This is a genomic window from Streptomyces sp. HNM0575, from assembly GCF_012726265.1.
Taxonomy (GTDB): Bacteria; Actinomycetota; Actinomycetes; order Streptomycetales; family Streptomycetaceae; genus Streptomyces.
Genome location: NZ_JAASAG010000002.1, coordinates 503,417 through 530,019, shown reverse-complemented (window position 1 = coordinate 530,019; position 26,603 = coordinate 503,417). Strand labels below are relative to the sequence as shown.

25 protein-coding genes are annotated in these 26,603 nt (G+C 72.3%); 9 read left to right on the top strand and 16 right to left on the bottom strand.

The window, feature by feature from the left end; translation table 11 throughout:
• Positions 1-108 precede the first annotated feature (108 nt).
• Positions 109-1,230 carry an adenosine deaminase gene (locus HCC61_RS06215; RefSeq protein WP_169134235.1) on the top strand — a complete coding sequence of 374 codons (1,122 nt, stop codon included), beginning with the start codon at positions 109-111 and terminating at the stop codon, positions 1,228-1,230.
• A 244-nt stretch (positions 1,231-1,474) separates the two neighbouring features.
• Here HCC61_RS06215 and HCC61_RS06210 read toward each other — a convergent pair whose 3' ends face one another.
• From HCC61_RS06210 to afsQ1, 5 genes are all read right to left on the bottom strand, one after another.
• A complete protein-coding gene (locus tag HCC61_RS06210) occupies positions 1,475-1,672 on the bottom strand; it encodes a PspC domain-containing protein (protein WP_169134234.1) in 198 nt (65 codons plus the stop codon).
• A gap of 91 nt (positions 1,673-1,763) precedes the next feature.
• Positions 1,764-2,372, bottom strand: a complete 609-nt coding sequence (locus HCC61_RS06205; protein WP_169134233.1) for a VanZ family protein — start codon at positions 2,370-2,372, stop codon at positions 1,764-1,766.
• Between the two features lie 212 nt (positions 2,373-2,584).
• Positions 2,585-3,376 (bottom strand): hypothetical protein, encoded by a 792-nt coding sequence (locus HCC61_RS06200; protein WP_240968502.1) that lies wholly within the window; start codon positions 3,374-3,376, stop codon positions 2,585-2,587.
• Positions 3,373-4,983 (bottom strand): HAMP domain-containing sensor histidine kinase, encoded by a 1,611-nt coding sequence (locus HCC61_RS06195; protein ID WP_169134232.1) that lies wholly within the window; start codon positions 4,981-4,983, stop codon positions 3,373-3,375. The genes HCC61_RS06200 and HCC61_RS06195 overlap by 4 nt, the downstream gene beginning before the upstream one ends.
• Positions 4,984-5,141: 158 nt before the next feature.
• The gene (afsQ1, locus tag HCC61_RS06190) at positions 5,142-5,819 is read right to left on the bottom strand and encodes a two-component system response regulator AfsQ1 (protein WP_169134231.1); all 678 of its coding nucleotides are present in this window, start codon (positions 5,817-5,819) and stop codon (positions 5,142-5,144) included.
• Positions 5,820-6,056: 237 nt separating this feature from the next.
• Here afsQ1 and HCC61_RS06185 point away from each other — a divergent pair, with 237 nt between their 5' ends.
• Positions 6,057-6,815 carry a SigE family RNA polymerase sigma factor gene (locus HCC61_RS06185; protein WP_169134230.1) on the top strand — a complete coding sequence of 253 codons (759 nt, stop codon included), beginning with the start codon at positions 6,057-6,059 and terminating at the stop codon, positions 6,813-6,815.
• Between the two features lie 234 nt (positions 6,816-7,049).
• Here HCC61_RS06185 and HCC61_RS06180 read toward each other — a convergent pair whose 3' ends face one another.
• The 4 genes from HCC61_RS06180 to deoC all read right to left on the bottom strand — a co-directional run bounded on the left by HCC61_RS06180 (position 7,050) and on the right by deoC (position 11,469).
• Positions 7,050-7,685 carry a hypothetical protein gene (locus tag HCC61_RS06180; RefSeq protein WP_346777050.1) on the bottom strand — a complete coding sequence of 212 codons (636 nt, stop codon included), beginning with the start codon at positions 7,683-7,685 and terminating at the stop codon, positions 7,050-7,052.
• A gap of 206 nt (positions 7,686-7,891) precedes the next feature.
• A complete protein-coding gene (locus HCC61_RS06175; protein WP_169134549.1) occupies positions 7,892-8,767 on the bottom strand; it encodes an aldehyde dehydrogenase family protein in 876 nt (291 codons plus the stop codon).
• Between the two features lie 193 nt (positions 8,768-8,960).
• Positions 8,961-10,403 carry an aldehyde dehydrogenase family protein gene (locus HCC61_RS06170; protein WP_169134229.1) on the bottom strand — a complete coding sequence of 481 codons (1,443 nt, stop codon included), beginning with the start codon at positions 10,401-10,403 and terminating at the stop codon, positions 8,961-8,963.
• Positions 10,404-10,425: 22 nt separating this feature from the next.
• Positions 10,426-11,469: a deoxyribose-phosphate aldolase gene (gene deoC / locus HCC61_RS06165; protein ID WP_169134548.1), complete on the bottom strand. Its 1,044-nt coding sequence runs from the start codon at positions 11,467-11,469 to the stop codon at positions 10,426-10,428.
• A gap of 614 nt (positions 11,470-12,083) precedes the next feature.
• On the opposite strand from deoC, the gene HCC61_RS06160 reads away from it, so the two are divergent.
• The 3 genes from HCC61_RS06160 to HCC61_RS06150 all read left to right on the top strand — a co-directional run bounded on the left by HCC61_RS06160 (position 12,084) and on the right by HCC61_RS06150 (position 14,442).
• The gene (locus HCC61_RS06160; protein ID WP_169134228.1) at positions 12,084-12,896 is read left to right on the top strand and encodes a PH domain-containing protein; all 813 of its coding nucleotides are present in this window, start codon (positions 12,084-12,086) and stop codon (positions 12,894-12,896) included.
• Positions 12,897-13,179: 283 nt separating this feature from the next.
• Positions 13,180-13,563 carry a hypothetical protein gene (locus HCC61_RS06155; RefSeq protein ID WP_346777049.1) on the top strand — a complete coding sequence of 128 codons (384 nt, stop codon included), beginning with the start codon at positions 13,180-13,182 and terminating at the stop codon, positions 13,561-13,563.
• Between the two features lie 384 nt (positions 13,564-13,947).
• A complete protein-coding gene (locus HCC61_RS06150) occupies positions 13,948-14,442 on the top strand; it encodes a hypothetical protein (RefSeq protein ID WP_169134226.1) in 495 nt (164 codons plus the stop codon).
• A gap of 28 nt (positions 14,443-14,470) precedes the next feature.
• Here HCC61_RS06150 and HCC61_RS06145 read toward each other — a convergent pair whose 3' ends face one another.
• On the bottom strand, positions 14,471-14,791 hold the full coding sequence (locus tag HCC61_RS06145) for a DUF397 domain-containing protein (protein ID WP_169134225.1): 321 nt from the start codon (positions 14,789-14,791) through the stop codon (positions 14,471-14,473).
• Complete coding sequence (locus HCC61_RS06140; RefSeq protein WP_346777048.1) at positions 14,788-15,555, bottom strand: helix-turn-helix transcriptional regulator; 768 nt, start codon at positions 15,553-15,555, stop codon at positions 14,788-14,790. Before HCC61_RS06140 ends, HCC61_RS06145 begins: the two co-directional genes overlap by 4 nt.
• Positions 15,556-15,971: 416 nt before the next feature.
• Here HCC61_RS06140 and HCC61_RS06135 point away from each other — a divergent pair, with 416 nt between their 5' ends.
• Positions 15,972-16,451 carry an ATP-binding protein gene (locus tag HCC61_RS06135; RefSeq protein ID WP_169134223.1) on the top strand — a complete coding sequence of 160 codons (480 nt, stop codon included), beginning with the start codon at positions 15,972-15,974 and terminating at the stop codon, positions 16,449-16,451.
• 67 nt (positions 16,452-16,518) lie between these two features.
• On the opposite strand, the gene HCC61_RS06130 is transcribed toward HCC61_RS06135, so the two are convergent.
• From HCC61_RS06130 to HCC61_RS06120, 3 genes are all read right to left on the bottom strand, one after another.
• Positions 16,519-18,312, bottom strand: a complete 1,794-nt coding sequence (locus HCC61_RS06130; protein ID WP_169134547.1) for a phospho-sugar mutase — start codon at positions 18,310-18,312, stop codon at positions 16,519-16,521.
• A gap of 121 nt (positions 18,313-18,433) precedes the next feature.
• The gene (locus HCC61_RS06125) at positions 18,434-19,252 is read right to left on the bottom strand and encodes a purine-nucleoside phosphorylase (RefSeq protein ID WP_169134222.1); all 819 of its coding nucleotides are present in this window, start codon (positions 19,250-19,252) and stop codon (positions 18,434-18,436) included.
• Between the two features lie 289 nt (positions 19,253-19,541).
• Positions 19,542-19,979, bottom strand: a complete 438-nt coding sequence (locus HCC61_RS06120) for a gamma-glutamylcyclotransferase (RefSeq protein WP_169134221.1) — start codon at positions 19,977-19,979, stop codon at positions 19,542-19,544.
• 199 nt (positions 19,980-20,178) lie between these two features.
• On the opposite strand from HCC61_RS06120, the gene HCC61_RS06115 reads away from it, so the two are divergent.
• Both HCC61_RS06115 and HCC61_RS06110 read left to right on the top strand, forming a co-directional pair.
• A complete protein-coding gene (locus HCC61_RS06115; RefSeq protein WP_169134220.1) occupies positions 20,179-21,639 on the top strand; it encodes an NAD(P)H-quinone dehydrogenase in 1,461 nt (486 codons plus the stop codon).
• Positions 21,640-21,843: 204 nt separating this feature from the next.
• A complete protein-coding gene (locus HCC61_RS06110; protein WP_169134219.1) occupies positions 21,844-22,884 on the top strand; it encodes a DeoR/GlpR family DNA-binding transcription regulator in 1,041 nt (346 codons plus the stop codon).
• A 173-nt stretch (positions 22,885-23,057) separates the two neighbouring features.
• Here HCC61_RS06110 and HCC61_RS06105 read toward each other — a convergent pair whose 3' ends face one another.
• A complete protein-coding gene (locus tag HCC61_RS06105; RefSeq protein ID WP_169134218.1) occupies positions 23,058-24,830 on the bottom strand; it encodes a biotin carboxylase N-terminal domain-containing protein in 1,773 nt (590 codons plus the stop codon).
• A 429-nt stretch (positions 24,831-25,259) separates the two neighbouring features.
• Between HCC61_RS06105 and HCC61_RS06100 the strand changes: the two genes are divergently transcribed.
• Positions 25,260-25,751: a hypothetical protein gene (locus tag HCC61_RS06100; protein ID WP_346777047.1), complete on the top strand. Its 492-nt coding sequence runs from the start codon at positions 25,260-25,262 to the stop codon at positions 25,749-25,751.
• A gap of 134 nt (positions 25,752-25,885) precedes the next feature.
• Here HCC61_RS06100 and HCC61_RS06095 read toward each other — a convergent pair whose 3' ends face one another.
• Positions 25,886-26,572, bottom strand: coding sequence for a Maf family protein (locus tag HCC61_RS06095; protein ID WP_169134217.1), 687 nt, complete (start codon positions 26,570-26,572; stop codon positions 25,886-25,888).
• Positions 26,573-26,603: the final 31 nt, after the last annotated feature.

Below are 26,603 nucleotides of genomic sequence, written 5' to 3'. Positions count from 1 at the left end.
CGGGATCACCATTGCGTATCGAAGCGCAAGGCCTCGCTCAACTCCCGTACGCGAAACGGAAGTTAAGGCGCAGATGCCATCTACGCGCGTAGGAGCTACAGTACGTGGATGACGAGCCAGACCCTCAACACGATTCCCACCCCGCAGCAGATCCGCCGCGCGCCGAAGGCGCTGCTCCACGACCACCTCGACGGCGGCCTGCGGCCGGCCACCGTCGCCGAACTGGCCGCCGAGACGGGTTACGACGCACTGCCCGCGGCCGACGCGGAGAGCCTGGAGCGCTGGTTCCGGGAGTCCGCGGACTCCGGTTCGCTGGAGCGCTACCTGGAGACGTTCTCGCACACCGTGGGCGTGATGCAGACCCGTGAGGCGCTGACCCGGGTCGCCGCGGAGTGCGCCGAGGACCTCGCGGCGGACGGCGTGGTCTATGCCGAGGTCCGCTTCGCCCCGGAGCAGCACCTGGAGAAGGGCCTCACCCTCGAAGAGGTCGTGGAGGCGGTCAACGAGGGCTTCCGCGAGGGCGAGCGCCGGGCGCGCGCCGCGGGCGGCCGTATCCGGGTGGGCGCTCTGCTCACCGCGATGCGGCACGCGGCCCGCGCCCTGGAGATCGCCGAACTCGCCAACCGCTACCGCGAGTTGGGTGTCGTCGGCTTCGACATCGCGGGTGCGGAGGCGGGCCACCCGCCCACGCGCCACCTCGACGCCTTCGAATACCTCAAGCGGGAGAACAACCACTTCACGATCCACGCCGGCGAGGCCTTCGGACTGCCCTCCATCTGGCAGGCGTTGCAGTGGTGCGGCGCGGACCGGCTGGGCCACGGGGTGCGCATCATCGACGACATCCAGGACGACGGGACGGGTTCGGTCAAGCTGGGCCGCCTCGCCGCGTACGTACGGGACAAGCGCATCCCGCTGGAGCTGTGCCCGTCCTCCAACCTCCAGACGGGCGCGGCCCCTTCGTACGAGGAGCACCCCATCGGGCTGCTGCGGCGGCTGCACTTCCGGGCGACGGTGAACACGGACAACAGACTCATGAGCGGTACGACCATGAGCAAGGAGTTCGAGCACCTGGTCCGGACGTTCCGCTACACGCTCGACGACATGCAGTGGTTCACGGTCAACGCGATGAAGTCGTCGTTCATCCCGTTCGACGAACGGCTGGCGATGATCAACGAGGTGATCAAGCCGGGCTATGCCGAGCTGAAGTCGGAGTGGCTCTTCACCGAGTGATCCTCACCGGATGACTCTCACCGAGCGGCCCTCACCGGATGATCCTCACCGGGCGGCCCTCTTCACCGGGCGGCTCCGTTCACCGACCGGGCGGCTCCGTTCACCGACCGGCCGCTCGCACCGGCCTCTTCGCCCCGGCCCGGTGCGGCGGCGGGCCGGGGCGAGAGCCGTCCGCGAAGCGGGGCCGCCCCGTCGTCCGGTGCGGCCCCGCGAGCGGCATCGGCCCCCGTGGGCCGGCGCGCGGCTACCAGGCCGTGCGCTCGTCGCCGTTCGGCAGCAGAATCCACAGCGCCAGGTAGAGCAGGAACTGCGGTCCGGGCAGCAGGCAGGACACCACGAAGATCAGGCGCATCGTGTTGGGCCTCATCCCGAAACGGCGTGCCAGACCGGCGCAGACACCGCCGAGCATGCGGTCATCACGCGGGCGTGCAAGTGCGGGCATGACGCGACTCCTTCACTGGACGTCGTTTCCTGACGTCGTTCCTCGACGTCCGGTTTCCACGCTAGGCGGCACGCACACCCGCGGCGTCGGCCTACGGTGCGATCCCGACCCTGGCCGCTCTCGGGGGCACGCCCCCGGCGGTCTCGTCCCGCAGGTGGAGCACGTCGTGCGCACCACTACCGTGGGCGGATCCGTCCCACCGGGGCCCGCCCCACCGGGTGCCGTCCCCGGGCCCGCGCCGCAGCAGCGCCCGTACGACGGGGAAGACCAGCAGACAGGCCAGCGCCACGCCGGCGGAGTCGAGCAGCACGGTGTCCACGTTCACGGAGCGGCCCGGCACGCCCGACTGCAAGAGCAGGATCGCGGACGAGATCAGCGCGCCGGCGCCGACCGTACGGGCGCAGACCGCCGCGAGCGTGCGCTCGGGGCGCCACGAGGCCAGGGGCAGCAGCACGCCCAGCGCGGCCAGCCGGGCCAGTCCGCGTGCCAGCCCGTAGAGCGCGTCCAGGGTGCCCGTGTCGAGCTCGGAGCGGATGGTGGCGAGGGGCTGGAGGTTCGTGGGCTCGACCCACGGCACCGGGAGCGGACGTAGCGCCAGCCATCCGACGACGGCCAGATACGCGGTCAGCAGGACGAGTCCTGCTACGCGGATTCGGGGAGCGGAAGCGGCGGTACCTCCGCCACGGCCATGACGCTGCACACGAGCAAAGACGCCGCGGCCCCGCGCACGGTTCCGGACACGGTTCGGGACGAGGCCCCGGGCGCGGTTCGGGACGAGGTCCCGGGCGCGGGTCGGGACGAGGCCCCGGGCGCGGTCCCGGACGCGGGTCCGGGGGCCGGTCACGGAGGGGTTCCGCGTACGGCTCCGCGTACGGCTCCGCGCACCGTCCTGGGCGCGGTCCCGGGGGCCGGTCACAGCGGCGTACCCGCGTTGTCGGACGCGCCGGGACGGGTCCGCAGGTCCGTGTCGCACCTGAAGCGGCGCAGCGGCTCCACCGCTCCGGAGCCCGTGGAGTCCCCGCCGTCCTCGGCGTCCGCCGGGCCGCCGAGGATCACCGAGCGGTCGGAGCCCGCGGCGGCCGTGTCCGCGTACGTGCAGACGATCTGCGCCAGCGCGAACGCGGGCAGATCCCCCAGCGGCTCGCTCAGTCGCAGCGCCGCCGCGGGGTCGCCCTCGGCCGGCCCGGAGACCCGCAGTCCCCGTGGCACGGCGGTCTTGAACCCGGCCGACTCCTCCTCGGAGTCGGGCTCCGCCCGCAGCGCGTCGAGCAGTCCGCGGGCGACGGGCAGCCGCTCCGAGTCGTCGCCGTCGGGCAGCGCCACGCGCCGGTCGACGGGGGAGACGCGCGAGCCGCACGAGAGATAGACCCGCACGGGCAGGTTGCCGCCGTCGCCGCCGTCGGCCGACTCCCGGTCGCCCGGGAGGACACAGCTCACGCGGGAGGGCGCCGCGCCCGCGTCGACGGGCACGGAGGTGGAGCGGATGCCGCAGCCCGCGGCGAGCGCGCCGAGCAGCGCCAGCCCGCAGAGCGCGAGCGGCAGACGGCGCGGACCGGTGCGGATGGGCAGGCCACTGCGGATGCGCGGGCCGGTGCGGATGGGCGGGCCGCCGCGGGCGCCCCGGTACGTACGGACGGGCGGGCCGGTGCGGAGCGCGGAACCGGCGCGTGGTGCGGTACTCGTCAACGGTGCTGTGCTCGTCAACGGTCTCCCCTCCTGCCGTCGCCCCTGCTGCCCTTGCCGCCCCCGCCGCCACCGATGCCCCCGCCGCCACCGATGCCACCGGCGCCCCCGCCGTCCGGTCCGCCCGGCTCGGCCTCCTGCGGCCCCTGCTCCCCGGACTCCCGCGGCAGCCGGAGGGTGAAGACGGCGCCGCCGCCGTGCTCCGTGTCGTTGCGCACGGAGATGGAGCCGCCGTGGATCTGCGCGTTCTCCTGGGCGATGGACAGCCCGAGGCCGCTGCCCTCGGATCTGGGTCTGGACGCGCTGGCCTTGAAGAAGCGGTCGAAGACGTGCGGAAGCATCTCCTCGGGAATGCCCGGCCCGCGGTCCGCGACCTCGATCAGCAGCTCGTCCGGGCCGCCGCCGGGCGCCCTCACCGTGCGCACGGAGACGCGCACCGGCGAACCGCCGTGCTTGAGCGCATTGCCGATGAGGTTCGCAAGGATCACGTCGAGCCGCCGAGGGTCGAGCCGCGCCATCAGGCCGCGGTCGGCGTCGAGTTCGACGGCGTCGAGCCAGGCGCGGGCGTCGATGCAGGCGGTGACCTGGTCGGCCACGTCGACGTCGTCGAGGACGAGATTCGCCGTGCCGGCGTCGAAGCGCGTGACCTCCATCAGGTTCTCCACCAGGTCGTTCAGGCGCCGGGTCTCGCTGACCACCAGCTGCACGGCGGGCGCGATCATCGGGTCGAGGTTCTCCTGCTCCTCCTCCAGCACCTCGGTGACCGCGGAGATCGCCGTCATCGGCGTACGCAGCTCGTGCGACATGTCCGCCACGAACCGCCGCGAGGACTCCTCCCGTGCGCTGAGATCGGCGACGCGGTGCTCCAGCGACTCGGCGGTCCGGTTGAACGTGCGGGAGAGCTCGGCCAGTTCGTCGGTGCCCGACACCTTCAGACGCGTGTCGAGCTTCCCCTCGCCCAGCCGCCGTGCGGCGTCGCCGAGCCGCCGCACGGGGCGCAGCACTGTCGTGGCCGCGGCCTGCGCGAGGAGCATGGCGCCCACCAGGGCCAGGCCGGTGGCGATGCCCAGGGACCAGGCGAGGGAGTCGAGATCGTCCCGTTCCTGCGCGAGCGACTTTCGCATGTACCCGGAGGGCGTACGGCCGTCGCCGATCATCTTGGCGCCGCCCACCAGGAAGGGCTCGTTGCCGCCGTTCTCGGCGGTCCGCTGCCAGTACAGGTGGTACGGGTAGGAGTTGTCCTCGTCGACCGTGCGGTGCTTGGCGACCGCCGTGCGCAGCCGCTTCGGCACGTCCTGCATGGTGAAGCTGCCGGGGTCGGAGGCGACGGCGCAGCGGGTGCCGTCGGCGTTCTGGCCGGTGAGCAGCACCTCGTAGTTCTGCGATGTGCCGCTCATCTTCTCGGCGGCGTCGCGCAGTTGGCGGCAGTCGTAGCGGTGGGGCAGGCTTCCGGCGCTGTCCTCCATGGACTTGCGGAAGTCGTTGAGCGCGGCGTTCTGCGTGCGGGTGAGCACGGCGTCCCTGTTGAGCCAGTACGCGATCCCGGAGGCGGAGACCGCGGCGGTCAGCGCCACGAGCGCGAAGACGACGACGAGCCGCAGCCGCAGCGTCGGCAGCATTCCCGCCATCCAGCCGCGTATCCGCTCCTCCCGCTCGTGCGCGGGCCCGCGGTCCGCTTCCCGTTCCGGATCCTGTCCCTGTCCCTGTCCCTGCCCTGGCTCTCCGCCGCCTCGTCCGCTTCCGTTCCCGCCCCGCCCCCGGTCCGGCGTCGGCCGCGCCGGCTCGGTCACTGCGGGGCGTCCAGCCTGTACCCGACGCCCCGGACCGTGCGGATCAGCGTCGGCGACGACGGCACGTCCTCGACCTTCGCGCGCAGCCGCTGCACACACGCGTCGACGAGGCGCGAATCGCCGAGGTAGTCGTGCTCCCACACGAGCCTCAGCAGCTGCTGCCGCGACAGCGCCTGCCCGGGCCTGCGGCTCAGCTCCAGCAGCAACCGCAGTTCGGTGGGCGTCAGTTGGAGGTCGTCGCCGTTCTTCGTCACCGTCATCGCGGAACGGTCGATGACGAGACTGCCGAACGTCGCCGCGTCGTTGGACTCGCGCTCCCCGCGCCGCATCACCGCACGGATCCGCGCGTCCAGCACCCTGCCCTGCACGGGCTTGACGACATAGTCGTCGGCGCCCGACTCCAGCCCCACGACGACGTCGATGTCGTCGCTGCGGGCCGTCAGCAGGATGATCGGCAGCTGGTCGGTACGGCGGATGCGGCGGCACACCTCGAAGCCGTCGATCCCCGGCAGCATCACGTCCAGCACGATCAGGTCCGGCCGTTGCTCGCGCAGCAGCTTGAGGCCGTCCTCGCCGGACGCGGCGGTCACCACGCGGTGACCCTGCCGGGTCAGACCCATCTCAAGGGCCGTACGGACAGCGTCGTCGTCCTCGATCAGCAACAGGAAAGACACGCGGGCCATTCTGTCCCATGCCCCCTCACACTTCGACCGTGCGGTGCAGCTCAACCCGCGGTTGCGGCGCCTCGCCCACGCTCTGTCAACGCCCGTACACCGCAGCTCACACGGCAGGACACGGCCTCCCGAGCCCTTGTGACACCGCTGTGACAGTCGGGGGACCTGGCGATGAAATCGGCCGTGCAGTGTGTACGTCATCAGCGAGCGACCAGGTTTGCCCGAGGGGGGCGCAAGATGAACACACTGCACAGCGAGAACCTCAGCGCAGTCATTCACACGCGCCTGCACACCCCGTCGGTTCCGGCAGGCCACGCCGCCGAGAAGTCCGGAACGATCGGGCGAGGGTGCGTCCATTCGTCCGGGCGTGCACGGCCGCCGCACATCACAGCGGTGGAGGGCCTTCGAGGGGAGGCCCGAAGCGCGGGGGACGGTGAGTACAGGGAGGAGCCGGGAGCACGGCAAGAGGCCGCGTCGGAGGCGGAGTTCACAGCCTACGTACGCGAGCGCCGCGCCTCCCTGTACGCCACCGCCTACCACCTCACGGGCGACCGCTTCGAGGCCGAGGACCTGCTCCAGAGCGCGCTGTTCTCCACGTACCGCGCATGGCACCGGATCAGCGACAAGGCGGCCCTCGGCGGCTATCTGCGCCGCACCATGACGAACCTGCACATCAGCGCGTGGCGCCGCCGCAAGCTCAACGAGTACCCGACGGAGGAGCTGCCGGAGACCGCCGGCGACCAGGACGCGATGCGCGGCACCGAGCTGCGCACCGTGCTCTGGCAGGCGCTCGCCCGGCTGCCCGAACTCCAGCGCACGATGCTGGTGCTGCGCTACTACGAGGGCCGTACGGACCCGGAGATCGCGGACATACTCAACATCAGCGTCGGCACGGTGAAGAGCAGCATCTGGCGTTCGCTGCGCCGCCTGCGCGACGACGAAGTGCTCAGCTTCGGCAGGGACCAGGAGGAGAGCTTCGGCGAACTGGTCGCCTGACGCACGGAGTTCCGGGGATCCGAAGCCCCGGGCATTTGAGACACCGAGGAACGAGGGCCGGGGGATGGGCCCTTGACGTCCTCGGGATGAGGGGCGGGGGAGCCCCTCGGGGGCGGGGGATCACGGGGGAACAGAGGGGAAACACGGGGACCCGTCCGGGGGGACGGGAACGAGAGAGCGGGGACGGGCAACCGGGGGGTCTGCCCGAACCCGCTCTCTCCCTTTCTCCGTTCCTCACATCGCCGTACGTGCCGTACGTGCCTCGCGCAGCCGTCTGATCCGCTCCGCCGCCTCGTCCCGTGCGCACGGGTACGCGCCCAGCTCCCGGTGCCGCGCGACGATCGCCTCCTCGGCCCGCATCAGCCGCCAGCCCCGCCGCAGCAGGAACCGCGCCGACTTGCGCCCCTCGCGCAGATCCCGCAGCAGCCGGCGCCGGAACGTCGTCGACGGCCGCCCGCGCAGGCAGATCGCGTCGGCGAGCAGGCCGAGTTCACGGCAGCGGTCCGCTACGTCCGCGGCGAAGATGCCCTCCGCGATGAACAGCCCCGCTCCGTCGAGCGTGAGCGTCTCCCGGCCGACGCGGGCGCTCAGCGCGATGTCGTACAGCGGCACGGTCGTACGCCCCGTCGCGCACAGCTCCCGCACCGCGCTGACGGCGGCGTCCGCGTCCCAGGACGCGGGCGAGTCCCAGTCCACGCCGATGCCGTGCGGGAGTTGGGGCAGCGTCGGATCGCCGCCCTCCTTGTAGAAGTCGTCGAGACGCATCACGGGCAGCCCGCTGCGCGCGGAGAGCCGGGACTTCCCGGACCCCGAGGGCCCGGTGAGCAGAATGACGCGGGGCGAGCGCGGTATGTCGGCGGGTTCGGTCACGAGAGACCATTGTCGGCCATTCCCGCGCCCGCGTGACCCGGTGTACGGGTCATTGCCTCAGCGGCTGTCGCCTCAGCCCTCAACCGCCGTTGCCCCGGCGCCCGTTGCCTCGGCCCCCGTTGCACCGGCCCCCGTTGCCTCGGCTCCCGTTTTCCTCAGCCGCCGCCGCGGCTCCCGCCGCCTCGGCCCGGCCACGGCCCGCGCCGTCACACCCCGATCGGGTGCCAGACCGTCTTCGTCTCCAGGAAGGCGAGCAGCCGGTGCGTACCGGGGTCGGCGGACCAGCCGGCGCCCTCGCCGCCGTCCTCGCCGCCGTCCTCGTCCGGGCGCAGCACCCGCTTCAGGTTCTCCGCCGCGGCCGTCTCCAGCTCCTTCGCCAGCTCCGGGTAGCCCGAAGTGCCCGCCAGATCCAGGGCGTTGACGTCCTGGTGCGCGGCGAGCGTCGCCCCGACCTCCCTCGTACGGCCCGACAGCACGTTGACCACACCGCCGGGGAGGTCCGAGGTCGCCAGGACCTCCGACAGCGACAGGGCGGGCAGCGGCGCGCGCTCCGAGGGGACCAGCACCGCCGTGTTGCCCGTGACGATCACCGGGGCGAGCACCGAGGCCAGCCCCAGGAAGGAGGACTCCTGCGGCGCCAGCACGGCGACGACGCCCGTCGGCTCAGGAGTTGAGAGGTTGAAGAACGGCCCGGCGACGGGGTTGGCGCCGCCCGCGACCTGGGCGATCTTGTCGGACCAGCCCGCGTACCAGACCCAGCGGTCGACGGCCGCGTCCACCTGCGCGGCCGCCGCCGGCGCCGACAGCCCTTCCGCCGCGGCCACTTCGGCGGCGAACTGCTCCCGCCGTCCCTCCAGCATCTCCGCGACCCGGTACAGGATCTGCCCGCGGTTGTAGGCCGTGGCGCCCGACCAGCCGCCGAACGCCTTGCGCGCGGCGGCGACCGCGTCGCGCGCGTCCTTGCGGGACGACTGGGGTGCGTTGGCTAGCCAGTTGCCCTCGGAGTCGGTCACCTCGTACACCCGTCCGCTCTCGCTGCGCGGGAACTTGCCGCCGATGAAGAGCTTGTAGGTCTTCAGCACGTCGACCCGGCCGCGCGCCGCACCGACCGGCGTACGGCCCGAAGTCCGCGCGGTCGCCGGTGACTTGGGGGCCGGTGACTTGGGGGCCGGTGACTTGGCGGCCGAGGACTTCGCGGCCCGCGCGCCCGTCCCGGACGTAGCCGCCTTCCCGGGCTCTCCGGACTGCGCTGCCTTCGCCGTCTTCCGCTTCGCTTCATCGGACATCGAGGTAGGCCTCCAGACCGTGCCGCCCGCCTTCGCGGCCGAAACCCGACTCCTTGTAACCGCCGAAGGGCGACGTCGGATCGAACTTGTTGAACGTATTGGCCCAGACGACCCCCGCCCGCAGCCTGTTCGCCATCGACAGGATGCGCGAGCCCTTCTCGGTCCAGATGCCCGCCGAGAGCCCGTACGGAGTGTTGTTGGCCTTCGCCACGGCCTCGTCCGGCGTACGGAACGTAAGCACCGACAGCACCGGCCCGAAGATCTCCTCGCGGGCGATCCGGTGCGCCTGGCTGACGCCGGTGAAGAGCGTCGGCGCGAACCAGTAGCCGTTGCCGGGCAGTTCGCAGGGCGCGGACCAGCGTTCGGCGCCCTCGGCCTCGCCGGAGTCGGCCAGCTCCTGGATGCGGGCCAGCTGCTCGGCCGAGTTGATGGCGCCGACGTCGGTGTTCTTGTCCATCGGGTCGCCGACGCGCAGGGTGCTCAGCCGCCGCTTCAGGGCGTCCAGCAACTCCTCCTGCACCGACTCCTGTACGAGCAGCCGGGAGCCCGCGCAGCACACCTGGCCCTGGTTGAAGTAGATGCCGTTGACGATGCCCTCGACCGCCTGGTCGACGGGCGCGTCGTCGAAGACGATGTTGGCGCCCTTGCCGCCCAGTTCGAGGGTGAGCTTCTTGCGCGTACCGGCGACCGTGCGGGCGATCTCCTTGCCCACTGCCGTCGAACCCGTGAAGGCGACCTTGTCGATGTCCGGGTGCGCGACGAGCGCGGCGCCCGTCGCGCCGTCCCCGGTGACGATGTTGACGACGCCGTCCGGCAGCCCCGCCTGGCGGCACACGTCCGCGAAGAACAGCGCGGAGAGCGGAGTCGTCTCGGCGGGCTTGAGCACCACGGTGTTGCCGGTGGCCAGCGCCGGGGCGATCTTCCAGGCGAGCATCAGCAGCGGGAAGTTCCACGGGATGACCTGCCCGGCGACGCCGAGCGGCCGCGGGTCGGTGCCGAACCCGGCGTGCGCGAGCTTGTCGGCCCAGCCCGCGTAGTAGAAGAAGTGCGCCGCGACGAGCGGAAGATCGGCGTCGCGGGTCTCGCGGATCGGCTTGCCGTTGTCCAGCGTCTCCAGGACGGCCAGTTCGCGTGAACGCTCCTGAATGACGCGCGCGATACGGAAGATGTACTTCGCGCGCTCGGCGCCGGGCAGCGCCGACCAGCCGGGGAAGGCCGCACGCGCGGCCCGCACCGCGGCGTCGACGTCCTCCCCGTCTGCCTGCGCGACCTCGGAGAGCACCTCCTCCGTGGCGGGCGAGACCGTCTTGAACACCTTGCCGCCGGCCGCCTCGCGGAACTCTCCGTCGATGAACAGCCCGTAGGACGGGGCGATGTCGACGATCGCGCGTGACTCGGGCGCGGGCGCGTACTCGAAGATCTGCTCTGTCATCCGTCTCAGTCCCCTCGTCCCCTCAGTCCACCGTCACGTAGTCGGGACCGGAATAGCGGCCGGTGCTCAGCTTCTGGCGCTGCATCAGCAGGTCGTTGAGCAGGCTGGAGGCGCCGAAGCGGAACCAGTCCGGGCTCAGCCAGTCCGGCCCGGCCGTCTCGTTGACGACGACCAGGTAGCGCACGGCGTCCTTGGCCGTGCGGATGCCGCCCGCGGGCTTCACGCCGATCTGCGTGCCGGTGGCGGCGCGGAAGTCGCGCACGGCCTCCAGCATCAGCAGCGTGCCGGGCAGCGTGGCGTTCACGGCGACCTTGCCGGTCGAGGTCTTGATGAAGTCGGCGCCCGCGAGCATCGCGAGCCAGGAGGCGCGGCGGATGTTGTCGTACGTCGACAGCTCGCCGTTCTCGAAGATCACCTTCAGATGCGCCGATCCTCCCCCAGAGCCTGCGGCCTGGGTGGGGCCCCCAGCGGGCCGCCTGCACGCGTCCTTCACCGCCTGGATCTCATCGAAGACCTTGCCGTAGCCGCCCGCGAGGAACGCGCCGCGGTCGATCACCATGTCGATCTCGTCGGCGCCCGCGGCCACGGCCTCACGGGTGTCGGCGAGCTTCACGGAGAGCGCGGCGCGGCCGGAGGGGAACGCGGTCGCGACCGAGGCGACCTTGATCCGCTCGCCGCCGCCCGCGGCGAGGGCCCGCTTGGCGACGGCCGCCATGTCGGAGTAGACGCAGATCGCGGCGACTTGGGGCGTGGTGCGGTCGCTGGGATCGGGGTTGGCGCCCTTGGCGCACAGGGACCGCACCTTGCCCGGGGTGTCCGCCCCTTCGAGGGTGGTCAGATCGATCATCGAGATCGCGAGGTCGAGGGCGTACGCCTTGGCCGTCGTCTTGATGGAACGCGTGCCGAGGGTCGCCGCGCGCGCTTCGAGGCCGACCGCGTCGACGCCGGGCAGGCCGTGGAGCCAGCGGCGCAGGGCGGATTCGGAAGCGGTCACGTCCGCGAAGGCGGAGGCTGCGGCGGTCGACGCCGTGGCGGGTGACGCCGGGGCTGTGGACGCTGAAGACATGGTCACCAGAGGAGCATATCTACACGCGTAGCGCCGTCGGTAGGGGCCATCGCATACGGGATGCGGGGGATCACGGGGCCGGGCCACGGGCCCGGGGGCATCGCGGGACGGAGTCCCGCGGCTGGCCCGGAGGTCCGGGACTCGGGGGCGGACGGCCCCGCACGCAGCGCCCCGCACGCAGAGGCCCCGAGCCGCGGAGTACCCGCGGCGGGCCCGGGAGTCCGGGACTCGGAGCGGACGGGCTGGGCCACGGGCCCGGGAGGCGGCGCGTGTGAGGGCCGCGCGGGACGCGGAGTTGCGCGGCGGGCCCGGGACTCGGGGGCGGAGCCTCCGGCGCGAGACCTCGGCGGCGCGAGACCCCGCCGGGGAGAGACCCCGGCAGGCAGAGGCCTCTGCGCAAGGACTTCCGCAGGCGGACGCCCCGGCGGGGAGAGATCCCCGCAGGCAGAGCCCTGGCGCGGGACCCCCGCACGCAGCCCCCCGCAGGGAGACCCCCGACCCGCGGATCGATGGCGACCCGTGGCTCGACCCCGACCCGTGGCTCGACCGCGACTCGTGGATCGATGCCGAGCCGCAACGTCCGGCGTGGGGGCCGTCCGGCAGAATCGGGCCCCATGAGTAGCGAGCCCCGATCCGAGCGCGAGCGCGAGTCACGGCATGGCCAGGACGACGGGTCCGCGTCCGCACCCGGCGGCGACGCACGCCCCCCGGCCACTCCCGAGCCCGCCCCCGCGCCCGAGGCGGCGGCCGAGCCCGCGGCCGGGCCCCCGCCGCCCGAGCCGCCCGCGTACGCCGACCGCTGCTACCGCTCGCCCGGCTCCCTCGCCGCCGGGGTCCTGCTGCTGCTCCTCGCCGCATGGCTCGGCACGGACGCCGTGGTCAGCGGCGACGGCCACACCCGCCTGACCGCGCTCGCGGGCCTCGTGTTCGCGGTCCCGCTCGTGGTGGCCTTCACGCTGCGTCCCGCGGTCTACGCGAGCGCGCAGCGGCTCCGCGTACGCAACCCCTTCCGCACCGTCGACGTCCCGTGGGGCACCGTCGAGGGCGTGCGTTCCGGATACTCCAGCGAGGTCCTCGTCGCCGGCGGCGGCAAGTACCAGTTGTGGTCGATCCCGGTCTCCCTGCGCGCCCGCAACCGCGCCTTCCGCCGCACCGAGCGCGCGGCCCGCGCCGCCGCCGACGGCACCACCGCCGCCGCCCCGGCCCGTCCCGTGGGCCTGTTCGGACTGGGCGGCGTGCCCGGTGACGACGGTGGCGAGCACCGGGCCCCGTCGGACCAGGCGATAGACGAACTGCGCGCCCTCGCCGCGGACCACGGCGACAGCCCCTCCGCCCAGGGCGGGGTCACCGTCCGCTGGGCGTACGAGATCGCGGCCCCGGCCCTCCTCGGCGCCATCGCCCTGGCCGTCCTCCTCGCCGCTCGCTGACGCGGCGGCACACGCGTCCGGTTCGCGGCCAGCGCGAGCGCGGTGGCTCGTGCGAGTGAAATCAGCGCTGGGGGCCGTCAGTTGGCGAATCGGTTCTGCAACTGGGCACAAAGCCCCGCGGCCGTCGTGGAATTCAAATGCATATCGTCAGCAGAATCGAGTTCTCTTGTTTCGTTGCCGTTCGGTGGTGAATCTGAGCGCAGCCCTTCACGGGGCTTTCGGCCAAGCCGGCCGAGCAACGAGAAAGCGAGAGACAGAAGTGAAGATCAAAAAATCTCTGGCAGTGCTGGGAGCGAGTGCCGCGCTGGCGCTCGGGTTCGGCGGAGTGATGGCGCCTTCTGCCCAAGCACACTCCCCATACTGGGGCGACGGCACGTACACGCAGACCGACCTGCGCACCGGTGCCAGGAGCAGCGGGATCGCTTTCCAGTCGCCGGGCGGCTCCTACGTGGATCCGCCGGTCTCGGCCGCGTCCCTGCGCTGCTGGGGCGCCTACATCTCGGGCCGGACGTTCGGCATCTCGTGTTCGGGCACGTACTGGCGGGCGTTCGCCGACTGCTCGAACCGCGTCCGCTACGTCACGCCGGCACTGAGCGGTTCGAAGCGTGTGGCCATTCACTGCCCGGCCGGTACGCGTGCGGTGCGCGGCGGTGCGTACGGTCGCTGATCCGGGTTTCCGGGCCGGGAAAGGAGCCGGTTTCCGGACCGGCTGAACCGGCTGAACCGGCTGAACCGGCTGAACCGGCTGGACCGGGATTCCTGACCGGAATTCCGGACCCGCTCCAAGGACCGGGTTCCTGAGCCGAACCCCCAAGGCCCGCTGAGGAGTTCAGCAGAAATCCTCAGCGGGCTCCGTCATGTCCGTACGAAGTCCTCAGTCCGTACGAAGTTCTCGTGTGCCCTTCGCCCACCGGGCCTCCGAGCCCGCGGCATCCGATGAGCGCCGGGGAGATTGCCGCCGCCGTGAGCGGGGAGGCGCCGCACAGGGGTGCCGGCCGCTGCGGCGGTGCGACGGCGCCGTACCGCGAGAGGGAACGAACGGGACGAGGACATGAGCGAGAGCGTGCGGGACAGGGGCGGCGGGCCCGTGGAGTGGAGCGGCGGTGTCGCCGCTCCGGGGATGATGATCGGCGGCGCCGTGCTGGTGCTGGTCTTCCTCGTGCTGGCTCCGATCTATCCCGACGAGGTCTTCGCCCATGTCGGGGCGCTCGTCGGTGCGGTGGCGCTGTTCGCCCTCGGCTCGGTGCGGGTGCACGTGAACGCCTTCGGCGTCACCGTCCGTTCGGCCATCATCCCGCCGATGCGCCGCCGCATACCGCTCGCCCGCATTGCCGAGGCCTCCGCGAAGCGCGCGCGTCCGCTCCAGCTCGGCGGCTGGGGCTACCGCTGGCGTCCCCGCCGCACCGCGATCTCGCTGCGCGGCGGGGATGCGCTGTTCCTCCGGCTCAACAGCGGCAGGGAGTTCGTCATCACCATCGACGACGCCGATCGCGCCGCGCAGGCCGTCAACTCCCAACTGGCCCGCGACGGGCGGGAGAAGGGCTGAGCCGGTCGGTGTGCGGGGTGCGGGCGCGTCAGGCGTCCGCGCGTGCCTCGTGTGCCGCGTGGGCGACGAAGGCCGACCAGGCCTCGGGGGAGAGCGCCAGGCCGGGGAGGGCGGTGTCCTTGGAGTCCCGTACGTGCACGGTCTCCGGGCAGGCGGCCACCTCCACGCAGTCGTCGCCCTGCGAGCCGCTGTAGCTGGACTTGTGCCAGGAGAGGGCGACTTCGAGGCAGCTGTCGCCCTGCGAGCCGCTGTAGCTGGACTTGAACCAGGAGAGGGCGACTTCAAGGCAGTTGTCGCCCTCGGATCCGCTGTAGCTGGACTTGAACCAGGTCAGTTCGCCGGTGCTCATAGCGCTCCTCGCAATCGCGTCAGCAGGCTCGCAGAGTCCGTCGGGGTCAGAGCCTGTGATCGCATCCTGGCATATCGCTGGTGGAGCACGCTGATGTCTTTTGTGTCGGACAGCAGTTGGCCCGTCTGCTGCCCCTCCGAGTAGCCCAGCCATCGGTTGTCGGGGGCCTCCAGAAGCTGCATCGACCCGTCGGTGCCCGCGTGGTCCGGCTGGCACAGCGGCATCAACTGAAGCTCGACGTTCGGCAGTTCGGCGCAGCCCAGCAGATGGTCGATGAGCGCCCGTGTCGCCTCGGCGCCGCCCGTGCGCCGCTCGATCACGGCCTGCTCGATGATGAAGCTGAGCGCGATCGGCCGCCTGCGGTGCAGCAGCTCCTGCCTCGCGATACGGGCCGTCACGCGCTCCTCGACCTCCTCCGGACCGGGCGGCGGCGGGACGCTCAACGTCACCGCCCGCGCATACGCCTCCGTCTGCAACAGGCCCGGCACCACCCGGCATTCGTATGTGTAGAGGCTGACCGCTCCCGCCTCCAGCTGCGCCCACTGGCGGAACCAGGAGGCCAGCCCGGGCTGCCGCGACAGATGCTGGGCCGCCTTGCGCAGCGCGCCGAAGGCGCCCAGAACATGCTCCGCCCGCTCGATGAAGTCCCGCTGCGGGAACCGCCGTCCCTGCTCGATGGAGGCCACCGTCTGCCGCGAGTACTGCACCCTCGGCGCGAACTCCTCCTGCGTGAGCCCCGCGTGCTCGCGGAACGCCTGGACCACCGCCCCGAACGTCCTGAGGCTGTCGGAGGTCTCCGGCTCCCCGCCCCAGCCCGTCCCGGCCGTACGTGCCGGGCCGGTTCCCCCGGGTGTCCCGCCCGGCCCGCCTTCTCCGGGTGCCGCGTCCGGCCCTTCCGCCGTATCCGGCCCGTCTGTTGAGTCCCGCCCGTCTGCCGTGTCCGGTCCTCCGGCCGTGCCGCCCGCGTATTCCGCACCATCCGTCATGTCAAGGCCCGCCCCTTCCCCCTGCCTTCAGCGGGAGCCTCCGAGGGCATCGGTCCAGCCCGCGCTCGCCGCTCTCAACTCACGAAGAGTGACTGCACGTAGCTACTCCTGTCCACCATGTGTATGCGTACGCTGACTCAGCGTACGAGCCGGCGAGCTGGTGCGGAGCCCGCGCGAGCGGCAGCCTGCCCGCCATGCCAGCCCGCATCCAGGCCCGCAGTGAGGCCCGACAGACCTTCCGGGACCAACAGCCCGTCACCGTCCGCGTGTTCGCCCAGCGCTTCAGCGCCACCCCGCGCGGGGCGAGACTGGCGCGGCTGCTCGCGCTGTTCCAGCTCGACGCGTGGGACGTCCCGTACGGCAGCACGGCGTCCGACGACGCCGCCGCGATCGTGGCGGAGCTGGCCGCCAACGCCGTCACCCACGGACGAGTCCCCGGACGGGACTTCCGGCTGGGCCTCGCCCTCGCGCCGTACGACGGACTGCGCATCGAGGTCACCGACACCCGCGACGAGGCCCGCCCCTCGCCCGTGCAGGGCGATCCCTCCGACCCCGAAGCCGAGGCCGGGCGCGGCCTGTTCCTCGTCGACGCGCTCGCCTCGGACTGGGGCGTCCGCGAACGGGTCGGGGGCGGTCCGGGCAAGACGGTCTGGGCCCGGCTGAAGCTGGAGTGACGGGAGCGGTCCGCGGGAGCCGGAGCCGGAGCCGGGGCCGGGGTCGTGGGGCCGGGGGAGCCGCGGGTCAGACGCCCGCGGCCGCGCCCAAGTCGGCCTTGAGCGCGGCCAGTACGGACTCCGCGCCCGTGCGTGCCGCGGCCAGCGCCGCCTGGTCCCGTACGGGGACGACGACCTCCAGATAGCACTTCAGCTTCGGCTCCGTACCGCTGGGACGCACCACCACGCGGCCCTTCTCCACTCCCGCCAGGGGGTCGCCGGCCAGCCGGTAGCGCAGCCCGTCCGTGGGCGGAAGGAGGTCCGAGCCCTCGCTCAGGTCCTCGGCGGCGACGACGGCCAGACCCGCGAGGGAGACGGGCGGCGCGGAACGCAGCCGCTCCATCGCCTTCGCGATCTGCGCCAGGTCGTCGACCCGTACGGACAGCTGGTCGGTGGCGTGCAGGCCGTGCTCGACGGCGAGGTCGTCCAGCAGATCGGCCAACGAGCGGTCGGCCTGCTTGAGTTCGGCGGCGAGTTCGGCCACGAGGAGCGCCGCCGTGATGCCGTCCTTGTCGCGTACGGCCTCGGGGTCGACGCAGTAGCCGAGCGCCTCCTCGAAGGCGTAGCGCAGCCCCCCGACCCGTGCGAGCCACTTGAAGCCGGTCAGCGTCTCCTCGTACGGGAGGTCGGCGGCGTGCGCGATCCGCGACAGCAGCGACGACGAGACGATCGACGTGGCGAAGGTGCCGTGCGCCCGCTTGTGCACGAGATGCGTGGCGAGCAGCGCACCCACGTCGTCGCCGCGCAGCATGCGCCAGCCCTCCCCGGCGGACGGGTCGGGCACGGCGACGGCGCAGCGGTCGGCGTCCGGGTCGTTGGCGACGACGAGGTCCACCGGGCCGGAGGACGCCGCCGTCGCGCGGGCCGTGGCGAACGCGAGGTCCATGGCGCCCGGCTCCTCCGGATTGGGGAAGGAGACCGTGGGGAAGTCCGGGTCGGGCGCAGCCTGTTGACCCACCGGCACGGGCTCCGGGAAGCCCGCGCGGCGGAAGGCGGCCAGCACGGTGTCCGAGCCGACGCCGTGCAGAGCGGTGTGCACGATCCGTACGTCACGGGGCGTGCCCTCGGTCAGCACCGCCCCCGTACGGGCCAGATAGCTCTCCACGATGTCCTCGCCGAGCACCTCCCAGCCCGAGTCGGCAAGGGGCACGTCGGCGAGCGGCCCGACCGCCTCGATGCGGGCGGCGATGTCGGCGTCGGCGGGCGGGACGATCTGCGAGCCTCCCCCGGACTCCGTCCCGGAGTGCCCCCGGCCCAGATAGACCTTGTAGCCGTTGTCGCGGGGCGGGTTGTGGCTCGCGGTCACCATCACGCCCGCGGCGGCGCCCAGCCGCCGGACGGCGAAGGCGAGCACGGGCGTGGGCAGCGGGCGCGGCAGCAGCACGGCCCGCAGCCCGGCGCCCGTCATCACGGACGCGGTGTCGCGGGCGAAGTCGTGGCTCTTGTGGCGGGCGTCGTAGCCGATGACGACGGGACCGGGACCGGGCCGGTCCGGATCCTCCCGGCCGCCGATGTCGTCGCGCCCGTAGTCGTGGCGCCCGTACTGGTCGCGCAGATAGGCGGCGAGCCCGGCCGCGGTGCGGATCACGACGGAGCGGTTCATCCTCATGGGACCGGCGCCCAGCTCACCGCGCAGTCCCGCCGTACCGAACTCAAGGGTCCCCGAGAAGCGCGCCGCCAGCTCCGTGCGCGCACCGGAACCGTCGCCGTCGGCCCGTGCGGTGCCGCCGTCGACCTCGATGAGCTTCGCCAGCTCCTCACGGGTCTCCGGATCCGGGTCCTCGGCGTGCCAGGCCCGGGCTCGCGCGACCAGCTCCGTCATCTCGTCCTGCACAGCTCCGCCTCTCTCTTCCCGTGGGCACCGGCGCCCGGCGGTCACGCCCGGCGGGTCGAGCCCGGCACTTGCGCCCGGCCGGTCGGGCCCGGCGGTCACGCCGGACCGCTCACATCCGGTTCAGCACCCGCGCCAGCAGCGAACCCATGCGGGCGGCCGACTCACGGCCCGCCTGAAGCACTTCCTCATGGTTGAGGGGTTCACCCGTCATGCCCGCCGCGAGATTCGTCACGAGAGAGATGCCGAGCACCTCCGCCCCGGCCTCCCGGGCCGCGATCGCCTCCAGCACGGTGGACATTCCCACCAGGTCCCCTCCGATCGAGCGGACCATGCCGATCTCGGCGGGGGTTTCGTAATGGGGGCCCGGGAACTGCACGTACACGCCCTCTTCGAGCGACGGATCGACCTCCTGGCAGAGGCCGCGCAGGCGGGGCGAGTACAGGTCGGTGAGGTCGACGAAGTTGGCGCCGACGATGGGGGAGGTGGCCGTGAGATTGATGTGGTCCTTGATCAGCACCGGCTGCCCCGGGACCATGTCGCCCCGCAGACCGCCGCAGCCGTTCGTGAGCACGACCGTCTTGCAGCCCGCGGCGACGGCCGTACGGACGCCGTGCGTGACTGCCGCTACACCGCGGCCCTCGTAGAAGTGAGTCCGGCCGAGGAAGACCAGCACCCGCTTGTCGCCCAGCTCGTGGGAGCGCACGGTGCCCGCGTGGCCCTCCACGGAGGGTGCGGGGAATCCGGGCAGCTCGGTCACCGGGAACTCGGACTCTGGGGCCCCGAGCGCGTCCGCGGCGGGCACCCAGCCGGAGCCCATCACGAGGACGACGTCGTGGCAGTCCGCACCGGTCAGCTCCCGCAGCCGGTCGGCTGCGGAATCGGCGGAACGGTACGGATCGTCGGCGGTGTTCGATACGGATTCGTTCACGCGATGAGCGTAGCGGTTATGAGCCTACGCGCGTAGAGGACCCCGGGTTCGCGTTCGGTTCGTTTCGGGGTTCGGGTTCCGGGTTCGGGCTTTGGGTTCGGGCTCTGGGTTCGGGCCTGGGCTCCGGGTGCCGGGGCGGGTACCGGGCGTCCGCGGGCGGGCTTATCGGCTAGCGGGTCAACCGGCCCTGGCGGGGCGCCGGTTGTCGGCGGTCGGCGGTCGGCGGTCACGCCGGTGAGCGGGCCGGGTGCGCGCAGGCCACCCCCGGCCATGCCCGGCAGGGCCACGGCTAGCAGGGCCGCTTGCGGATCTCCATCACGTAGTCGTGCGGCGCCCCCGCCGACTCCGCCGCGTCCGCGATGTCCCCGAGGTAGCGGGCCGAGGGGAGGCCGCCCTCATAGCCGTTGAGGACGTAGCACCAGGCCGTCTCGCCGCCGTCCAGCGTGTGCACGCGCAGCTTCGTACGCCGGTAGATGCCCATGCCGACGCCCTCCCAGCGGTCCATGGACTCCTCGTCCATGGGCGCGATGTCGTACAGCGCCACGAAGACCTGCGCACCGGGCGCCTCGACGACCGTCGCCAGCGCGCCCTCCCAGCCCATCTGCTCGCCGCCGAACGTCAGGCGCCAGTCGGTGACCCATCCGGTGCCGCGCAGCGGTGAGTGCGGGGCTCGGCGCGACATCAGCCGCGCGTCGAGGTTCGCGGCGTAAGCGGCGTAGAGGGACATGACGACGAGGGTACGGGAGTCCTTCGCCGGGCCGGTGGTGGCGATCGGGGTGGCGCAACCCGGCCTCACCCGTCGGGGAGCGGTCCGGCGCCGAGCGGCCCCGCCGGCGGCAGGTCACGCGCCCGGCGGCCCCGGCCGGCCCGTACCCGGCACCGGGCGAAGGCCCCCGCGCCCCGGCGGGTCCCGCTCGTACGGGACAATGGGGAACGTGACTCGGATCGTGATCATCGGTGGTGGACCCGGCGGCTACGAGGCCGCCCTCGTCGGGGCGCAGCTCGGCGCCGAAGTGACCGTCGTGGACTGCGACGGCCTGGGAGGCGCGTCGGTGCTCACCGACTGCGTGCCCTCCAAGACCCTGATCGCGACGGCCGAGGTCATGACGAACTTCGACTCCTCGTACGAGGAGCTCGGCATCCGCGTCGAGGACAGCACACACGACCCGGACGACCCCGCCCGCGTCGTCGGCGTCGACCTCGGCAAGGTCAACCGCCGGGTCAAGCGCCTCGCGCTCGCGCAGTCGCACGACATCGTCGCGTCCGTGACGCGGGCCGGCGTACGGGTGCTGCGCGGCCGGGGGCGGCTGGAGCCGTCGCAGGGCCCGGACGGTTCGCGGGAGGTCGTGGTCACGCCGACCGGCGACGCCGCGGGCGAGGCCGAGGAGCGGCTGGCGGCCGACGCCGTGCTGGTCGCGACCGGCGGGCATCCCCGTGAGATCCCCGACGCGCAGCCGGACGGCGAGCGGATCCTCAACTGGAAGCAGCTGTACGACCTGGACGAGCTGCCCGAGGAGCTGATCGTGGTCGGCTCGGGCGTCACGGGAGCCGAATTCGCGGGCGCCTACCGGGCGTTGGGCTCGAACGTCACGCTCGTCTCGTCGCGGGACCGGGTGCTGCCGGGGGAGGACCCGGACGCGGCCGCGGTGCTGGAGGACGTCTTCCGGCGGCGCGGGATGAACGTGATGGCCCGTTCCCGCGCGGCCTCCGCGAGGCGCGTCGGGGACAAGGTCGAGGTGGAGCTCCAGGACGGCCGCACGATCACGGGAAGCCACTGCCTGGTCGCCGTCGGCGCGATCCCCAACACCGCGGACATGGGCCTGGAGGAGGCCGGGGTCCGGCTGAAGGACTCGGGGCACATCTGGACGGACAAGGTCTCGCGTACGTCCGCGCCCGGCGTGTACGCGGCGGGCGACTGCACGGGCGTGTTCGCGCTCGCGTCGGTCGCGGCGATGCAGGGCCGCATCGCGATGTACCACTTCCTCGGGGAGACGGTCACGCCCCTCAATCTGAAGGCCGTGTCGGCGAACGTCTTCACCGACCCCGAGATCGCCACCGTCGGCTACAGCCAGGCGGACGTCGACAGCGGGCGCATGGACGCCTGGTCGGTGAAGCTGCCGCTGCTGCGCAACCCGCGGGCGAAGATGCAGGGCATCAGGGACGGCTTCGTGAAGCTGTTCTGCCGCCCCGGCACGGGCATCGTGGTCGGCGGTGTCGTGGTGGCACCGCGAGCGAGCGAGCTGATCCACCCGCTGTCGGTGGCCGTGGACAACAACCTGACGGTGGGGCAGATCGCCAACACCTTCACCGTGTACCCGTCGTTGACGGGCTCGATCGGCGAGGTCGCGCGGCAGCTGCACACGCGGAAGACGGCGCAGGACGCCTGAGCAGAGCCCGGTACGGGGCCCGAAGTGACGGGCTGAGGCCGCTGGTTGAAGTGACCGGCTGAGGTGACTGGCCGAAGTGACCGAAGCGGACGAGCCGTTCGTCCGGTTCTGTCTATATCATGCGGCAAGTGCAGCTATGGACAGCTTCCAATAATCGGCGAAAACTGCTGAAAGCAGACGGTCGTTGGGGTTACTGTCAGTTCCGTGTTCGCTGCAGAACGTCGCCAACTGATCCTGGAAATGGTGCGCGCCAACGGGGCCGTCTCGCTCCGTGAGCTCGCCCGCGTCGTCCAGACCTCCGAAGTGACCGTGCGCCGGGACGTACGGGCTCTGGAGGCGGAAGGACTGCTCGACCGGCGGCACGGCGGTGCCGTGCTGCCGGGCGGTTTCACCCGCGAGACCGGCTTCCCGCAGAAGTCCCATACGGCGACCGCGGAGAAGACGGCCATCGCCGATCTCGCCGCGGGTCTCGTCGAGGAGGGCGAGGCCGTCGTCGTCGGTGCGGGCACCACGACGCAGGAGCTGGCGCGCCGCCTGGCGCGCGTGCCCGGCCTGACGGTCGTGACCAACTCCCTGCTCGTCGCACAGGCGTTGGCGCATGCCAACCGGGTGGAGGTGGTGATGACGGGAGGCACCCTGCGCGGCTCGAACTACGCGCTGGTGGGCAGCGGTGCCGAGCAGTCCCTCCAAGGGCTGCGCGTCTCGCGTGCCTTCCTCTCCGGCAGCGGCCTGACCGCCGAGCGCGGGCTCTCCACGTCCAACATGCTCTCGGCCAGCGTCGACAGGGCGCTGGTGCAGGCGGCGGCGGAGGTCGTCGTACTCGCCGACCACACCAAGCTCGGTACGGACACGATGTTCCAGACGGTCCCCACGGACGTCATGACGCGGCTGGTGACGGACAAGCCGCCGCCTCACGAGGACCGCGCAGGCACGGAGTTGCAGGCCCTGGCCGACCAGGGCGTGCAGATCACGGTCGCCGGCACGGCCCCCGCGGGCGCCGGCGAGGCGCCCGGTCACGTGCAGGGCGGCGGCGGACGTGGCGGCCGCGACGGGCGCGGCGGCCGCGGGGACAAGGGCCCGGACGGGCAGGGCCGCCGGGAGATGCCCCCGATGCCGGGGCAGCGGCGCAACATGCCGCCGGGCGCGGGCGGTTCGCCGGCGCCGCAGCTACGCAGCGCCCCCCAGCCGGGCGAGCAGCAGTCCGTGCCGGGCCGGGTGGCGGACCTGGCCCCGAGGCGCCGCTGAGCGCAGGCGCTGCCGCGCGGGTCCATGCGAACCTCCGGTCCGTACGAACCTCCGCCCGTACCGGACTCGTTGAGCGGATACGCAGACGCGCCCGCCGTCCCCTTGGAGGGGCGGCGGGCGCCTCTGTGCCTCTGTGCCTCTGTGTCGGACGGTGCCCGTGGCGGTGAGCCCCGTCAGTCCTTGATCTCGCAGATGACGGTGCCCGCGGAGAGCGAGCCGCCCACCTCGGCGTGCAGGTCCTTCACGGTGCCGGAGCGGTGGGCGTTGAGGGGCTGCTCCATCTTCATCGCTTCGAGCACGACGACGAGTTCGCCCTCCTCGACCTGCTGCCCCTCCTCGACCGCGACCTTGACGATGGTGCCCTGCATGGGCGACGCGAGGGCGTCGCCGGAGGCGGCGCCTCCGGCCTTCTTGGCCGCCTTGCGCTTGGGCTTCTTGCTGCCGCCCGCCGCCGGTGCCGCGGTGGCGCCGAGGGAGGAGGGCAGCGAGACCTCCAGGCGCTTGCCGCCGACCTCGACGACGACGGTCTCGCGTGTGCCCTCGTCCTCTTCGCTGTCGGTGCCGGGCGCGGCGAAGGGCTTGATGTCGTTGACGAACTCCGTCTCGATCCAACGGGTGTGGACCTGGAACGGGGCGCCTTCGCGGCCGTTGACCTCCGGCGCGAAGGCCGGGTCCTGCACGACGACGCGGTGGAAGGGGATGGCGGTGGCCATGCCCTCGACGGTGAACTCCCCGAGCGCCCGGGCCGCCCGCTGAAGGGCCTGCTGCCGGGTGGCGCCGGTGACGATCAGCTTGGCCAGCAGGGAGTCCCAGGCGGGGCCGATGACGCTGCCGGACTCCACGCCCGCGTCCAGCCGTACGCCGGGTCCCGCGGGCGGGTCGAAGGTGGTGACGGTGCCGGGCGCGGGCAGGAAGTTGCGGCCGGGGTCCTCGCCGTTGATACGGAACTCGAAGGAGTGACCGCGCAGTTGGGGGTCCTCGTAGTCGAGGCGCCCGCCGTCGGCGATGCGGAACATCTCCCGCACCAGGTCGATGCCGGTGACCTCCTCCGTGACCGGATGCTCGACCTGGAGGCGGGTGTTGACCTCCAGGAAGGAGATCGTGCCGTCCTGGCCGACGAGGAACTCGCAGGTGCCCGCGCCGTAGTAGCCGGCCTCGCTGAGGATGGCCTTCGACGCGCGGTACAGCTCGGCGTTCTGCTCCTCGGTGAGGAACGGCGCGGGCGCCTCCTCCACCAGCTTCTGGTGGCGGCGCTGGAGGGAGCAGTCACGCGTGGAGACCACGACGACGTTGCCGTGCCGGTCGGCCAGGCACTGGGTCTCGACGTGCCGAGGACGGTCCAGATAGCGCTCGACGAAGCACTCGCCGCGGCCGAACGCGGCCACCGCCTCGCGTACCGCCGACTCGTACAGCTCCTCGACCTCGTCCAGCGAGCGGGCGACCTTCAGGCCGCGACCGCCGCCGCCGAACGCCGCCTTGATGGCGATGGGCAGCCCGTGCTCCTCGGCGAAGGCCACGACCTCCGCCGCACCCGAGACCGGGTCCTTCGTGCCGGCGACCAGCGGAGCACCCGCGCGCTCCGCGATGTGCCGGGCCGAGACCTTGTCGCCCAGGCCGCGGATCGCGTCCGGCGGCGGGCCGATCCAGGTCAGGCCGGCGTCCAGGACGGCCTGTGCGAAGTCGGCGTTCTCGGAGAGGAATCCGTATCCGGGGTGGACGGCGTCGGCGCCCGAATCGGCCGCGGCCTTAAGCACCTTGTCCATGTCCAGGTAGCTGGCCGCCGGGGTGTCACCGCCCAGAGCGAACGCCTCGTCCGCGACCCGGACGTGCAACGCGTCCCGGTCCGGCTCGGCATAGACGGCGACGCTCGCGATCCCCGCATCCCGGCAGGCACGGGCGACGCGAACAGCGATTTCGCCGCGGTTGGCGATGAGCACCTTGCGCACGATGTCTCCCTACTTGGCGCTGCGCCGCAAGAGGATCAGCTGTGTTGGTGGTTGAACGTGTTGAGTGTGCTGAGAGTTTAGGTACTGGCGACACCACTGGCCGAGCCGCCCACGGGCGTGAGCTTTCCCACACGGACCGTGACGTGCGGCCGTCACAGTCCTTCGTGTTCCCCGTCATCCCAAGGTACGCCGGGTTTCCCGTGAAGCTCCGGGATCTTCGGATGTGGTCAACGTCTCCGCAGCCCACAGCGCGACGAGCGGACGGGTCTTTGTGGGATCCCTATGAATCGCGGAGGGAAACTTTGCTTCACGTCCGGGCTCTTGCCCGGCGTCATACCCGTAAGTAGCGTTCGCGGTGCCCTGGCGACGTACTCCAGGTAACGAAGCACATCGGTCATGGCCGGTGAAAAGCGGAAGAGGGTGGACGGGGTGGGGCTCCGACGATCGGTGGCCGCGGCCGCGGCGCTGATACTGGTGGTCGAGGCGTTCGGCATCGTTCTGCTGAACATCTTTCTCGGGATGGTCGTCGACGACCAGCAGATGTCCATGGCCGGACTCGAACCTCGCTCGATGTCGCTCTCGGCCGTGGTCGCCGGCGCGGTCTTCGGGGTGTATCTGCTGCTGTGCGCACTGGTGTTGGCCATCACCGCCGTCCGCGACAAGGCGCCCACCGGAGTGCTGCGCATCGTGCTGATCAGTGCGGCCGTCGTGCACGGGCTGCTCGGCGCGGCCTCGGTCGGGCTGGTCGGCTGGCTGGCGTTCCTGTTCATGATGGTGGTGCTCGGACTCATCGTCTGGTCGCTGGTCTCGTACAGCGTGGAAGAGGAAGCGGCGAAGGGCGGTTCGGAGCCCGGCTCGGACGGCCCGCCCGCGGCGGGCGCACCTGGCGGCGGCCCGCACCCGGAGCCGTCCGCGACGTAAGAGACGTAGACGCAAGAGACGTAGGCGTAAGACACGTAGACGTAAAGCACGTAAGAGCCGTGCGCGGCGGCGCTGTTGGCCGCGCCGCCGCGAACCTCTGCGTTCCCAACTCCCCGTGTCCCCAACTCCCCGCGTCAGGGCCACAGATCGGTGATGCGGACGTCCAGCTCCGCGAGGAGGTCCCGCAGCAGCGGCAGCGACAGCCCGATGACGGTGCCGTGGTCGCCCTCGACGCCCTTGACGAACGGCGCCGAGCGCCCGTCGAGCGTGAACGCGCCCGCGACGTTCACGGGTTCGCCCGTCGCCACATAGGCGGCGATCTCCTCGTCGTCGGGCTCCCCGAAGTGCACGGTCGTGGACGCGGTGGCCGAAGTGCTCGTGCCCGTACGGGTGTCGATCACGCAGTGCCCCGTACGCAGCACCCCGGAGCGGCCCCGCATCGCTTTCCAGCGGGCCGTGGCCTCCTCGGCGTCGGCGGGCTTGCCCAGCGGCTCACCGTCCAGGTCCAGCACGGAGTCGCAGCCGACGACGAGCGCGTCCGCGGACTGCGGCAGGTCCGCGACGGCGCGGGCCTTGGCCTCGGCGAGTATGAGCGCGAGTTCGCCGGGCGTCCGCGCGGACAGCGCGTCCTCGTCGACGCCGCTGACGATCACCTCGGGCTCGAAGCCGGCCTGGCGCAGCAGTCCCAGCCGGGCGGGGGACGCCGAGGCGAGAACGAGGCGGCGTGCGGGGCCCGCCGGTCGCGGCTGCGGCGAGTGCTCGGTCGGGGAGGGCCCGGTCGGCGAGTGCTCAGGCGTGGAGGGCTCAGTCGGGGAGGGCATGGCCGCAATCGTAGGCAACGCCGCGTACGGC

Coding starts and splice junctions, on each gene's coding strand:
- HCC61_RS06170 (WP_169134229.1), bottom strand. CDS start 10,403: ATGACAGAGCAGATCTTCGAGTACGCGCCCGCGCCCGAGTCACGCGCG.
- deoC (WP_169134548.1), bottom strand. CDS start 11,469: ATGTCTTCAGCGTCCACAGCCCCGGCGTCACCCGCCACGGCGTCGACC.
- HCC61_RS06215 (WP_169134235.1), top strand. CDS start 109: ATGACGAGCCAGACCCTCAACACGATTCCCACCCCGCAGCAGATCCGC.
- HCC61_RS06210 (WP_169134234.1), bottom strand. CDS start 1,672: ATGCCCGCACTTGCACGCCCGCGTGATGACCGCATGCTCGGCGGTGTC.
- HCC61_RS06135 (WP_169134223.1), top strand. CDS start 15,972: ATGCCAGCCCGCATCCAGGCCCGCAGTGAGGCCCGACAGACCTTCCGG.
- HCC61_RS06115 (WP_169134220.1), top strand. CDS start 20,179: ATGGGGAACGTGACTCGGATCGTGATCATCGGTGGTGGACCCGGCGGC.
- HCC61_RS06160 (WP_169134228.1), top strand. CDS start 12,084: ATGAGTAGCGAGCCCCGATCCGAGCGCGAGCGCGAGTCACGGCATGGC.
- HCC61_RS06130 (WP_169134547.1), bottom strand. CDS start 18,312: ATGACGGAGCTGGTCGCGCGAGCCCGGGCCTGGCACGCCGAGGACCCG.
- HCC61_RS06095 (WP_169134217.1), bottom strand. CDS start 26,572: ATGCCCTCCCCGACTGAGCCCTCCACGCCTGAGCACTCGCCGACCGGG.
- HCC61_RS06185 (WP_169134230.1), top strand. CDS start 6,057: ATGAACACACTGCACAGCGAGAACCTCAGCGCAGTCATTCACACGCGC.
- HCC61_RS06150 (WP_169134226.1), top strand. CDS start 13,948: ATGAGCGAGAGCGTGCGGGACAGGGGCGGCGGGCCCGTGGAGTGGAGC.
- HCC61_RS06120 (WP_169134221.1), bottom strand. CDS start 19,979: ATGTCCCTCTACGCCGCTTACGCCGCGAACCTCGACGCGCGGCTGATG.
- HCC61_RS06145 (WP_169134225.1), bottom strand. CDS start 14,791: ATGAGCACCGGCGAACTGACCTGGTTCAAGTCCAGCTACAGCGGATCC.
- HCC61_RS06195 (WP_169134232.1), bottom strand. CDS start 4,983: ATGGCGGGAATGCTGCCGACGCTGCGGCTGCGGCTCGTCGTCGTCTTC.